This is a genomic window from Azotobacter tropicalis (genome assembly GCF_059739045.1).
The window spans coordinates 2,103,365-2,116,017 of sequence record NZ_AP046059.1; the positions used below are offsets into that span (position 1 = coordinate 2,103,365).

General features: G+C 68.5%; 10 protein-coding genes. 9 read left to right on the forward strand and 1 reads right to left on the reverse strand.

Annotation, left to right across the window (positions count from 1 at the left end; translation table 11 throughout):
- Positions 1-17: 17 nt before the first annotated feature.
- On the reverse strand, positions 18-1,928 hold the full coding sequence (locus Atro_RS09880; protein ID WP_497927658.1) for a sigma-54-dependent Fis family transcriptional regulator: 1,911 nt from the start codon (positions 1,926-1,928) through the stop codon (positions 18-20).
- Between the two features lie 313 nt (positions 1,929-2,241).
- On the opposite strand from Atro_RS09880, the gene exaC reads away from it, so the two are divergent.
- The 9 genes from exaC (at position 2,242) to ispA (ending at position 12,613) form a co-directional block, all read left to right on the forward strand.
- The gene (exaC, locus tag Atro_RS09885) at positions 2,242-3,762 is read left to right on the forward strand and encodes an acetaldehyde dehydrogenase ExaC (protein ID WP_497927448.1); all 1,521 of its coding nucleotides are present in this window, start codon (positions 2,242-2,244) and stop codon (positions 3,760-3,762) included.
- A gap of 221 nt (positions 3,763-3,983) precedes the next feature.
- Entirely contained in the window at positions 3,984-5,132 is a 1,149-nt protein-coding gene (yiaY, locus tag Atro_RS09890) for an L-threonine dehydrogenase (RefSeq protein ID WP_497927449.1), read from the forward strand.
- Positions 5,133-5,343: 211 nt separating this feature from the next.
- On the forward strand, positions 5,344-6,372 hold the full coding sequence (gene adhP / locus Atro_RS09895; RefSeq protein ID WP_497927450.1) for an alcohol dehydrogenase AdhP: 1,029 nt from the start codon (positions 5,344-5,346) through the stop codon (positions 6,370-6,372).
- Between the two features lie 75 nt (positions 6,373-6,447).
- Entirely contained in the window at positions 6,448-7,278 is an 831-nt protein-coding gene (locus Atro_RS09900; RefSeq protein WP_497927451.1) for a M90 family metallopeptidase, read from the forward strand.
- A gap of 76 nt (positions 7,279-7,354) precedes the next feature.
- On the forward strand, positions 7,355-7,882 hold the full coding sequence (gene ppa / locus Atro_RS09905) for an inorganic diphosphatase (protein WP_497927452.1): 528 nt from the start codon (positions 7,355-7,357) through the stop codon (positions 7,880-7,882).
- A 186-nt stretch (positions 7,883-8,068) separates the two neighbouring features.
- Entirely contained in the window at positions 8,069-8,998 is a 930-nt protein-coding gene (locus tag Atro_RS09910; RefSeq protein WP_497927453.1) for an ABC transporter substrate-binding protein, read from the forward strand.
- Positions 8,992-11,388 (forward strand): putative bifunctional diguanylate cyclase/phosphodiesterase, encoded by a 2,397-nt coding sequence (locus Atro_RS09915; protein WP_497927454.1) that lies wholly within the window; start codon positions 8,992-8,994, stop codon positions 11,386-11,388. The genes Atro_RS09910 and Atro_RS09915 overlap by 7 nt, the downstream gene beginning before the upstream one ends.
- Before the next feature lie 98 nt (positions 11,389-11,486).
- Positions 11,487-11,729: an exodeoxyribonuclease VII small subunit gene (locus Atro_RS09920; RefSeq protein ID WP_497927455.1), complete on the forward strand. Its 243-nt coding sequence runs from the start codon at positions 11,487-11,489 to the stop codon at positions 11,727-11,729.
- The gene (ispA, locus tag Atro_RS09925; RefSeq protein WP_497927456.1) at positions 11,726-12,613 is read left to right on the forward strand and encodes a (2E,6E)-farnesyl diphosphate synthase; all 888 of its coding nucleotides are present in this window, start codon (positions 11,726-11,728) and stop codon (positions 12,611-12,613) included. Before Atro_RS09920 ends, ispA begins: the two co-directional genes overlap by 4 nt.
- The last annotated feature ends 40 nt before the right edge of the window (positions 12,614-12,653 follow it).

Consider the following 12,653-nt stretch of genomic DNA (forward strand, 5'->3'; position numbering starts at 1 on the left):
GGCACGGCGAAGCCCTCTCAGTCGCCTTCGCGGCGGATGCCGTGGCGCTGCAGCTTGCGGTAGAGGGTGTTGCGGCTGATGCCGAGCTGCTCGGCGGTGCGGCTGACGTGCCAGTGGTTGGCGTCGAGGACGGCCAGCAGGGCGTCGCGCTCGGCCTGTTCCAGCAGGCCGCCGGTCTCCAGCGGCACCGGCGCCGGCAGCACCGGTGCCAGGCGCAGCTCCGCCGGCAGGTCGGCCAGGCGGATCAGGCCGTCCTCGCAGAGCGCCACCTGGGCGCGCAGCACGCTGCGCAGCTGACGCACGTTGCCCGGCCAGGCATAACCGAGCAGCGCCTGGCGCGCCGCCGGCTCGAGGCGGATCGCTTCGCCGCGCGCCTCGCGCTCGAGCAGGTGGTCGATCAGCGCGCCCTTGTCGGTCCGCTCGCGCAGCGGCGGCAGGGTCACCGCCAGACCGTCCAGGCGATAGAACAGGTCTTCGCGGAACAACCCGGCGGCGACCCGCTCGCGCAGGTCGCGGTGGGTGGCGCTGATCACCCGCACGTCCACCGGCTCCGGCTCGCCGCCGATGGGCACCACCTGGCGCTCGTCGAGCACGCGCAGCAGGCGGGTCTGCAGCGCCAGCGGCATGTCGCCGATCTCGTCGAGGAACAGCGTGCCGCCGTCGGCCTGCTGCAGCTTGCCGCGCATGCCTTCCTTGCGCGCGCCGGTGAAACTGCCGCCGCGGTAGCCGAACAGCTCGCTCTCGATCAGGTTCTCCGGGATCGCCGCACAGTTCAGCGCGACGAACGGCCGTTCGGCACGGCTGCCGGCCTGGTGCACGGCCTTGGCGAACGCCTCCTTGCCGGAGCCGGTCTCGCCGTGCAGCAACAACGGCACATCGCGCTCGACCACCCGCAGCGCGCGGCGGAAGGCCTGCTGCAGGGCGGCATCGCCCAGGCAGATGCTCGCCGGCACCGCGGGCACGGCAGGCTCCGCCACCGGCACCGCACTCACCGGGCGGCGCGCCCGCCCGCGCAGCAGGGCGAAGAGCATCCGGCCGTCCTGGGTGCGCAGCGGCCAGCTGGCGTTCGGCTGCTCGCTGGCCAGCGCCAGCAGGTCGTCCAGGCGGCTGGCGAACAGGGCCTCGACCGACTGGCCGAGCAGCTCGCGACGGCTGCCGCCGAGCAGGTTGATGGCGGTCTGGTTGACCGCCAGCACCCGGCCCTCGCCGTCGAAGGCCAGCAGCCCTTCACTGAACAGACCGACGTATTCGGCCTGCAGGTGGAAACGCAGCAGCCAGTCGTTCTCGAAGCGGCGCAGGAAATAGCAGCTCTCGATCACCTTGGCCGAGAGGTTGACCAGCGCCATGGTGTGGAACTGGCTCTGCCGCGACACGCTACCCTGCAGCGAGGACACGTCGAGCACCGCGAGCAGTTCGCCGTGCGGGTCGAACACCGGACTGGCCGAGCAGGTCAGCCCGGTGTGGCAGCTGCGGAAATGCTCCTCCTGCTGGATGGTCAGCGGCTGGCGCTCGACCAGGCAGGTGCCGATGCCGTTGGTGCCCTCGCAGGCCTCGCTCCAGTCCGCGCCCAGCCAGAGCCCGGCATGTTCGAAGGTCGACTGTTCGACGGCGGCGCTGACGCGGTTGAGGATCACCCCGCGGGCATCGGTCAGCAGCACCGCATGGGCGCTGCCGGCCAGTTGCAGATGAAGGCTGTTCATTTCGCCGCTGGCGATCTCCAGCACCTGCTGCAGGCGCTCGCGACGCTCCAGCAGATGGGCGTGCTCCAGCACGCTGGTCGCCAGCGGCTTCGACGGGTCCAGCTGGTGCTGCTCCAGGCAGCGCAGCCAGGAACGGGCGATGGAGGGATCGTTGGCCGGCCCGATGGCCCTTCCCTCGGCCAGGGTTCGTACCTGCTGCGCGTGGCGCAGCATGCGGTTCGCTTGCATTGTCATTGTTGTCTCCGCGGTGATCGGCGGGCAGCTCCCGTAGTGACCGCACAGCATCGTCCAGCCGAGGCGGCTTTGCAATGGCGTCACGTCCGGCCTCGACTGTCACTGTCAAGCTTGCGGGACAAAATGTCACGCCCCTGTTCCAGCCCTGTCACAGAACACCCCGCTCCGGCCCCGACAAACTGCGGCGAATCCGCACAGCCAGTGGGGTTGCGGCACATTGGCACACCTTCTGCACTATCCATTCGCAGACGTGCTCTTGCGCACTCCCCAGAAAATCCAAGAACCACAAGAATCAGGAGAATCCTCCATGCGGTATGCCCATCCTGGCAGTGAAGGCGCCATCGTTTCCTACAAGGTTCGCTACGGCAACTATATCGGCGGCCAGTTCGTGCCCCCGGTGAAAGGTCAGTACTTCACCAACAGCTCGCCGGTCACCGGCGAGGAATTCGCCGAATTCCCCCGCTCCACCGCCGAGGACATCGAGAAGGCACTGGATGCCGCCCACGCCGCTACCGCCGCCTGGGGCCGCACCTCGGTGCAGGAACGCGCCGCCATCCTGCTGAAGATCGCCGACCGCATCGAGCAGAACCTGGAAGTGCTGGCCGTCACCGAAACCTGGGACAACGGCAAGCCGGTCCGCGAGACCCTGAACGCCGACGTGCCGCTGTCCGCCGACCACTTCCGCTACTACGCCGGCTGCATCCGCGCCCAGGAAGGCAGCGTCGGCGAGATCAACGAGAACACCGTCGCCTATCACTTCCACGAGCCGCTGGGCGTGGTCGGCCAGATCATCCCGTGGAACTTCCCGCTGCTGATGGCCGCCTGGAAACTGGCCCCGGCCCTGGCCACCGGCAACTGCATCGTGCTCAAGCCCGCCGAGCAGACGCCGCTGTCGATCACCGTGCTGCTCGAGCTGATCGGCGACCTGCTGCCGCCCGGCGTGCTGAACGTCGTCCACGGCTTCGGCCGCGAGGCCGGCGAGGCGCTGGCGACCAGCAAGCGCATCGCCAAGATCGCCTTTACCGGCTCCACCCCGGTGGGCGCGCACATCCTCAAGTGCGCCGCCGACAACATCATCCCGAGCACCGTCGAGCTGGGCGGCAAGTCGCCGAACATCTTCTTCGAGGACATCATGCAGGCCGAGCCGGCCTTCATCGAGAAGGCCGCCGAAGGCCTGGTGCTGGCCTTCTTCAACCAGGGCGAGGTGTGCACCTGCCCGTCGCGCGCGCTGATCCAGGAATCCATCTACGACGACTTCATGAAGGTCGTGATGAAGAAGGTCGGCCAGATCAAGCGCGGCCACCCGCTGGACACCGAGACCATGGTCGGCGCCCAGGCCTCCGGCCAGCAGTTCGAGAAGATCCTCTCCTACCTGGAGATCGCCCGCAGCGAGGGCGCCGAGGTACTGACCGGCGGCGCCGCCGAGAAGCTCGAGGGCAGCCTGGCCAGCGGCTACTACATCCAGCCAACCCTGCTCAAGGGCCACAACAAGATGCGCGTGTTCCAGGAAGAGATCTTCGGCCCGGTGGTCGGCGTCACCACCTTCAAGACCGAAGCCGAGGCCCTGGCCATCGCCAACGACACCGAGTTCGGCCTGGGCGCCGGCGTCTGGACCCGCGACATCAACCGCGCCTACCGCATGGGCCGCGGCATCCAGGCCGGCCGCGTATGGACCAACTGCTACCACCTGTACCCGGCGCACGCCGCCTTCGGTGGCTACAAGAAGTCCGGTGTCGGCCGCGAAACCCACAAGATGATGCTCGACCACTACCAGCAGACCAAGAACCTGCTGGTCAGCTACGACATCAACCCGCTGGGCTTCTTCTGATGCACTGCCCCCGTCCCCAGCCCTCCACGGGCCGGGGACGGGACTGAATCGAGACGGTCAGGGCGAACCCTCGCCCGAATCACGGTAAAGCCTGGCCGACGGACGTACCTTCCCATCGGTGCCCGCGTGCGCGACCCGCGCGGGCATCGGGAAGGTCCGGCGCGGCCGCCTGGTGTGCAAGGTCGCTTTAAAAACAAGACAACAATAGAGAGGAAATCCTCATGAGCAGCACCTTCTTCATCCCTGCAGTGAACATGATGGGCATCGGCAGCCTCGACGAGGCCATGGGCGCGATCAAGAACCATGGCTTCCGCAAGGCGCTGATCGTCACCGACGCCGGCCTGGCGAAAGCCGGCGTGGCCGACAGGGTTTCCCAGTTGCTGGCCCAGCAGGATATCGCTTCCGTTCTGTATGACGGTGCCAAGCCGAACCCCACCGTCAGCAACGTCGAAAACGGCCTGACCCTGCTCAAGAGCAGCGGCTGCGACTTCGTCATCTCCCTGGGCGGCGGCTCGCCGCACGACTGCGCCAAGGGCATCGCCCTGTGCGCCGCCAACGGCGGGCACATCAGCGAGTACGAGGGCGTCGACCGCTCGGCCCGCCCGCAGCTGCCGCTGGTCGCCATCAACACCACCGCCGGCACCGCCAGCGAGATGACCCGCTTCTGCATCATCACCGACGAAGCCCGCCACGTGAAAATGGCCATCGTCGACCGCAACGTCACCCCGCTGCTGTCGGTCAACGATCCCTCGCTGATGGCCGCCATGCCCAAGGGCCTGACCGCCGCCACCGGCATGGACGCCCTGACCCACGCGGTCGAGGCCTATGTCTCCACCGCCGCCACCCCGATCACCGACGCCTGCGCCCTGAAGGCCGTCGAGCTGATCGCCGCCAACCTGCGCAACGCCGTGGCCAACGGCGGCGACATGACCGCCCGCGAGAACATGGCCTACGCCCAGTTCCTCGCCGGCATGGCCTTCAACAACGCCTCGCTGGGCTACGTGCACGCCATGGCACACCAGCTGGGTGGCTTCTACGACCTGCCGCACGGCGTCTGCAACGCGGTCCTGCTGCCGCACGTGGAAAGCTTCAACGCCAGTGTCTGCCCGGAGCGTCTGCGCGACGTGGCCAAGGCCATGGGCGTCGACGTCCAGGGCCTGAGCGCCGAGCAGGGCGCCCAGGCGGCCCTGACCGCGATCCGCACCCTGTCCAAGGACATCGGCATCCCGGGCGGTCTGAAGGAGCTGGGCGCCAAGGCCGACGATATCCCGGTCCTCGCCGCCAACACCCTGAAGGACGCCTGCGGCCTGACCAACCCGCGCCCGGCCGACCAGCAGCAGATCGAAGAAATCTTCCGCAACGCCTTCTAAGGCCTGCGGATCGCCCGGGCCGGCCGCCCCGCTCCGGCCGGCCCGGGCTCTCCAGAGTCACCGTCACTGTGCTCCCCGCCATGTCCCATCCCTCTGGTGGCAGGGAGCAACTTTTTCGCTTTTCTTCGCAGTCCGTCCCCTGCCCTGGCGAGCCGACCCGATCGGGCATTTACTGATTGAGTCACCCATCCGCTCCACGAGGGCCACCATCATGGCCAAGACGATGAAAGCGGCCGTTGTCGCCGAGTTCGGCAAACCGCTGGAGATCCGCGAAGTACCGGTGCCCACGCCGGGTCCCGGGCAACTGCTGGTGAAGATCGCCGCCTGCGGCGTCTGCCACACCGACCTGCACGCCGCCGAGGGCGACTGGCCGGTCAAGCCCAATCCCCCCTTCATTCCCGGCCATGAGGGCGTCGGCCAGGTGGTCGCCGTAGGCGCCGGCGTCAACCACATCAAGGAAGGCGACCGGGTCGGCATTCCCTGGCTGCACGCCAGCTGCGGCCACTGCGAGCACTGCCTGGGCGGCTGGGAAACCCTCTGTCACGCGCAGAGCAACACCGGCTACTCGGTGAACGGCGGCTTCGCCGAATACGCCCTGGCCGAGGCCGAGTACGTCGGCCATCTGCCGGACAACGCCGACTTCATCGAGATCGCCCCCATCCTCTGCGCCGGGGTGACCGTCTACAAGGGCCTGAAGATGACCGACACCCGCCCCGGCCAGTGGGTGGCGATCTCCGGCATCGGCGGCCTCGGCCACATGGCCGTGCAGTACGCCCGGGCCATGGGCCTGAACGTCGCCGCCGTGGACGTCGACGACGCCAAGCTGGAGTTCGCCCGGCGGCTCGGCGCCAGCCTCACCGTCAACGCCCGCCAGCAGGACCCGGCGGCCTTCCTGCAGCAGGAAATCGGCGGCATGCACGGCGTGCTGGTCACCGCCGTCTCGCCGAAGGCTTTCGAGCAGGCCCTGGGAATGGCCCGCCGCGGCGGCACCGTCGCCCTCAACGGCCTGCCGCCCGGCGAGTTCAGCCTGTCGATCTTCGACATGGTGCTCAACGGCACCACGGTGCGCGGCTCCATCGTCGGCACCCGCCTGGACCTGCAGGAGGCGCTGGACTTCGCCGGGCAGGGCAAGGTGCGCGCCACGGTCGCCAGCGAGCCGCTGGAGAACATCAACGACATCTTCGCCCGCATGCGCAAGGGACAGATCGAGGGACGCATCGTCCTCGACCTCGCTGCCTGAATCGCCCGCGGGCGCAGCGCTTGCCCCCGCCCGCGGCGCCCTTAAGGTGGGCTCCCGTATTCTGGAGCCCTACCGATGTGGTCCTTTCGCGCCTGGCGCCGCCGGCGCATCCTCGCCCGCTTGCCGGTCGACGCCGAACTCTGGCGCCAGGTCCTCGCCAGCCTGCCGATCCTCGACGGCCTGAGCGCCGAGGAGACCGAGCGGCTGCGCGAGCGCTGCGTGCTCTTCCTGCACGCCAAGCGGCTCACCGCGCTGCCGGGGGTCGAGCTGGACGCCTTCGCCCGCCTGCGCCTGGCCGCCCAGGCCGAGCTGCCGCTGCTCAACCTGCCGGAGCTGGACTGGTACCGGGGCTTCCACGAACTGGTGCTGTATCCCGACGACTTCCTCAGCCCGCAGAAGCACCGCGACGCCGCCGGGGTGGTCCACGAATGGGACGCCGAACGCAGCGGCGAGGCCTGGCACCAGGGCCCGGTGATCCTCGCCTGGCCGGGCATCGCGGCCAGCGGCGAGTGGGACGGCTACAACCTGGCGATCCACGAGCTGGCGCACAAGCTGGACATGCTCAACGGCGAGGCCAACGGCCTGCCGCCGCTGCACGCTGACATGCGCGTGCAGGACTGGGCCGCCGCCCTGCAGGCCGCCTACGACGACCTCGACGCCCGCCTGGAGGCCGCCCCGGACGCCGAGACGCCCATCGACCCCTACGCCGCCGAGGACCCGGCGGAATTCTTCGCGGTGACCAGCGAGTACTTCTTCACCGCCCCGGACCTGCTCGCCGAAGCCTACCCGGCGGTCTACGACCAATTGGCGGCCTTCTATCGCCAGGATCCGCTGGCACGATTGCGCCGCCTGCAGGTCGAAGATCCCCAGTACCGTGCGGCGCTCCGGCCGGCGAGCGAGGGCTGAGCCGGCCGTCATGGCAAGCGCACGGGAATCTACCTATAATCCCGGCCACTTTTCGGCCCTCCCTGAGAAACAGTCCATGAGCTACAGCAAGATCCCCGCGGGCAAAGACCTGCCGAACGACATCTACGTCGCGATCGAGATCCCGGCCAACCACGCGCCGATCAAGTACGAGATCGACAAGGACAGCGACTGCCTGTTCGTCGACCGCTTCATGGCCACGCCGATGTTCTACCCGGCCAACTACGGCTACATCCCCAACACCCTGGCCGACGACGGCGACCCGCTGGACGTGCTGGTGGTGACCCCCTACCCGGTCGCCCCCGGCTCGGTGATCCGCGCCCGTCCGGTCGGCGTGCTGCACATGACCGACGAGGGTGGCGGCGACGCCAAGCTGATCGCCGTCCCGCACGACAAACTGACCGTCCTCTACCAGGACGTGAAGGAATACACCGACCTGCCGGCGCTGCTGCTGGAGCAGATCAAGCACTTCTTCGAGAACTACAAGGACCTCGAAAAGGGCAAGTGGGTGAAGGTGGAAGGCTGGGGCAACGCCGACGCGGCGCGTGCCGAGATTCTCAAGGCGGTGGCGGCTTACCAGAAGTAAGCCAGTCCCCCTTTGAAAAGGCCGGCCACAAGCCGGCTTTTTTTATTTCCCCGCAGCGCGCCGAGCAGTCCCAGCCCTCTCCTGTTCGATGGCATTTTCTTGAATCGAGGCAACTTTTTGAAGTGTCACGATTCACGCTGACATGCACTTTCGTTAACGTGTCACTTCCCTGATTGGAGTGACAGGATGCGCATACTCCTGTTGGCGCTGATCCCCCTGACCCTGCTGGCCTGCAGGATGGAACCGGACACGATCCGTATCGGCGGCAACCGCTGGCCCGGCTATGCCCCGCTGTACCTGGCCGACGAGTTGCAATGGATGGAGCCGGCCGGCCTGCGGCTGGTCGAATACCCCAACACCAGCGGCGTACTGCGCGGCTTTCGCAACGGCTTGCTGGATGCCGCCCTGCTCACCCTGGACGAAACCCTGACGCTGCAGAGCAGCGGCCTGGACCTGGAGATAGTGTTGGTCGCCGATCTTTCGGCCGGCGCCGATGCGCTCTATGCCCGCCCGCCGATCCTGGGGCCCGCCGATCTCAGGGGACGGCGCGTCGGCGTCGAAAGCAGCGCCCTCGGCACATTCTTCCTGTCGCGCATTCTCGACAAGACCGGTCTGCAGCCTACCGATGTGAGCGTCGTCAATCTGCCGATCCACGAGCAGGTGACCGCCTTGGCCGAAGATCGCGTCGATGCGCTGGTCACCTTCGCGTCCCAGGGACCGGCCCTGGAGGCGCTCGGCGCCCGGCGCATCTTCGACAGCCACGCGCTGCCCGGCGAAATCATCGATGTGTTGGTGATCGACCGCCAGCGCGTCTCCGTCGGCCAGCGCAAGCGCCTGAAGGCGCTGTGGTACGAGGCCCTGCACCTCTGGCAGACTGCCCCCGACTGCGCCGGAACGGAGCTGCAGCGGCGCCTGGGGCTGACCGCGCAGAACCTGCAGGCCAGCCTCGCCGGGCTGGTGCCGGGCGACGCCGCGCTCAACCGGCAGATGTTGGAGGATGGTCGCCTGCTACGCAGCATCGAACGACTCAACCGCTACATGGTCGAACGCGGTCTGTTGTCCCGCCCGGCCAGGCCACGGGAACTGCTCGCCAGCTGCGGGGCCTATGGATGCTGACCCGACTCGCCCAACTTTCTCTGCGCAAATCCCTGCCGCTTCTGCTCGGCCTCTTCGCCCTGCTCTTCACCCTCCTGCTGACCACCCTGTACCTGCCGCGCAGCATCGACAAGGAGCTGCATGCCTGGCGCAGCCATACCAACCAGTTGCTCGTGCTGCTGCAGAGCACCCTGAGCGACCACCTGCGTCACGGGCGCCAGGCGGAGCTGGAAACCGCGCTGGCCGACTTCGCCAGCCTGCAGGGAATCCGCTGGGCGATGGTGGCCGACCCGCAGTTGCGGGTGCTGGCCGCCTCCCGCCTGGGTCTCGGTCCCCGGCAGCTCGGCATCAGCACCGAGCAGTTGCAGGCGCAGATGGCCAGCGGCCATTCCGCCTGGCTGGAACAAGCAGAGCAGGGCTATCTGGCCATCCTCCCGCTGAACCAGACGAATCCGCGCGACGGTGGCGGCGAGGCGCTGCTGGTCGACCTGGACTTCAGCCCGCTGCTCAGCCAGACCCGCTTCGAGGCCTGGCTCTACCTCAGCCAGATCCTCGTGCTGCTACTGCTGCTCGGACTGCTCCTCAACCGCCTCTACCACCGCCTGATCACCCAACGTCTGGCGCGCATCGACCAGGCTGCCCGGCGCTTCGCCGCCAACCAGCAGCCGCAGCCGGCCGCGGTCGACGGCTACGACGAGATCGGCCAGCTGGCCGAGACCTTCAGCCAGATGATGGGCCAGCTGCATGCGCGCCAGCAGGCCCTGCAGGGCAGCGAGCAACTGATGCGCGAGCTGTTCGACAGCTCGCCGGCCGGCATGCTGGTGGTGAACAGCATGCTGCGGGTGGAGCAGGCCAACCCGGCGGCGGCGGCACTGTTCGGCTGTGCGCCGGAGGACTTGCTGAACAGCCGCCCGCGCAACCGTCTGCTGACCGGCGACTCACTCAAGCGTCTGTTGCACGCGCCCGCCAACAGCCCGGTGGAGGTGAGCGGCCTGCGCCAGGGCCGGGAGCTGCCGCTGGAGGTCACCTGGACCCCCTTCATGCGCGACGGCCGGCAGCGCTATTTGATCCTGCTGCGCGACATCAGCGAGCGCCTGCAGGCCGAGCAGCGTCTGCGCTTTCTCGCCCATTTCGACCCGCTGACCAATCTGGCCAACCGCCACTGCCTGGTCCAGCGCCTGGAACAGCTGCTGGCCGCCCGCACCCCGCTGAGCCTGCTGTTTCTCGACGTCGACCACTTCAAGCGGATCAACGACACCCTCGGCCACGAGGTCGGCGACCGCCTGTTGGTGGAAATCGCCCGGCGCCTGAACCAGCTGACGCCCGAGCATGTTCTGGTAGCGCGCTCCGGCGGCGACGAATTCCTTCTGCTCCTCGAGGAGCACACGGCGGAACAGGCCCGCGAATTGGCCGAGACCCTGCTGCGCGGCTTCAAGGCGCCCCTGCAGATCGGCCAGTACGAGTGTTTCGTCACCCCCAGCATCGGCGTTGCCGGCAGCGACGGCCAAGGCGACGCCACCGAACTGCTCAAGCAGGCCGACCTGGCCCTCTATGCCGCCAAGGACGCCGGTCGCAACCGTCTGGCCGTCTACAGTCGTCCGCTCGGCGAAGCCGCCGAGCGCCGTCTGCAGCTGGAGCAGGAACTGCGCCGCGCTCTGGACCGGCAGGAATTCGTCCTGCACTACCAGGCCCAGGTCGACGACCAAGGCCGCCCGCAGGCCGTGGAAGCCCTGCTGCGCTGGAACTCACCGAGTCGCGGGCTGGTGCTGCCGAGCGAATTCATCCCGGTGCTGGAAGAGAGCGGGATGATCATCGAAGCCACCCGCTGGGTGTTTCGCGAAGCCTGCCGCCAGGCCCGCCGCTGGGCCGAGCAGGGCCATCCCCTGCGCATCGCGGTCAACCTGTCGCCGCTCGACTTCCGCCAGGCCGACCTGGCCGGCAGCCTGCTGGCCATCCTCGCCGAAGAACGGACCCCGCCCGAGCTGCTCGAACTGGAAATCACCGAGAGCGCCCTGCTCGACGCCGGCCAGGAGGTCCAGCAGACCCTGGCCAGTCTCAAGGCCGCCGGCATGCCGCTGCTGCTGGACGACTTCGGCACCGGTTACGCCTCGCTGACCTACCTGCAGCAGTTCCCCTTCGACGGCATCAAGATCGACCGCCAGTTCGTCGCCGGCCTGCCGGACAGCGAGCACTCGGTGGCCCTGGTGCGCGGCATCCTGACCATGGCCCGGCACCTGGGCCTGCACGTGGTGGCCGAAGGGGTGAGCAACGAGCGTCAAGCCGCCTTCCTGCGCTTCAACGGCTGCCCCAGCCTGCAGGGCTACCACTACTGCCGCCCGCAGCCGGCCGCCGCCATCGAGCGCGGCTGGAGCGAGGCCAGGCCGCGCAACCTGCAGCCGCTGGGACACTGAAGCGGCGGGACGGGCTCCCGCGTTAGCGTTTGCCGCCCTGCCCCGGCTCTGCTAGTGTCGCGGCGATTTTCAAGTGCCGCCGACACAGGTTCCCGTCCATGGCCCGCAAGAAAGCCGCCGTCGATTTCGAAACGTCCCTCGCCGAACTGCAGCAACTGGTCGAGCGCCTGGAAGGCGGCGAGCTGTCGCTGGAGGACTCCTTGGCCTGCTTCGAACAGGGCATCCGCCTGACCCGCGACTGCCAGGCGGCGCTGAGCCAGGCCGAGCAGAAGGTGCAGATCCTCCTCGAGCGCGGCGGCACCCTCGAACAGGCCCCTTTCGACGCGGACAGCCAAGCATGATCGCGACCTATCAGAAGCAGTGCCAGGCCCGCGTCGACGCCGCCCTGGAAACCCTCCTGCAGCCACCGCGCGCCGAACTGCAGCGGCTCTACCAGGCGATGCGCTACAGCGTCGTCAACGGCGGCAAGCGGGTCCGCCCGCTCCTCGTCTACGCCGCCTGCGAGGCCCTCGGCGGCACACCGGAGCGGGCCGAGGGCGCCGCCTGCGCAGTAGAGCTGATCCATGCCTACTCGCTGGTCCACGACGACCTGCCGGCGATGGACGACGACGACCTGCGTCGCGGCCAGCCGACCACCCACCGCGCCTTCGACGAAGCCTGCGCGATCCTCGCCGGCGACGGCCTGCAGGCCCTGGCCTTCGAGGTGCTCGCCGATGCCCGGCGCAATCCTCAAGAGGCCGAGCTGCGCCTGGAGATGTCGCGCACCCTGGCCTGGGCCGCCGGTCCGGCCGGCATGGTCGGCGGCCAGGCGATCGATCTCGAAGCGGTCGGCCGGGCGCTCGACCGTCATGCCTTGGAAACCATGCACCGGCACAAGACCGGCGCGCTGATCGAGGCCAGCGTGCGCCTCGGCGCTCTGGCCAGCGGCCGGGCCGACGAAGCCAGCCTGACTGCGCTGGCCGACTACGCCCGGGCCATCGGCCTGGCCTTCCAGGTCCAGGACGACATCCTCGACGTGGAAAGCGACACCGCGACCCTCGGCAAGACCCAAGGTAAGGACCAGGCCAACGACAAACCCACCTACCCCGCGCTGCTCGGCCTCGACGCGGCCAAGGCCTACGTCCTGGCCCTGCGCGACCAGGCCCTCGCCGCCCTGGAAGGCTTCGACGCCGGCGCCGATCCCTTGCGCGCGCTGGCCTGCTACATCGTCGAACGCCACCACTGAGCACCGCCTGCGACCATTGGCAAGGCCCGAACGCGGTCGA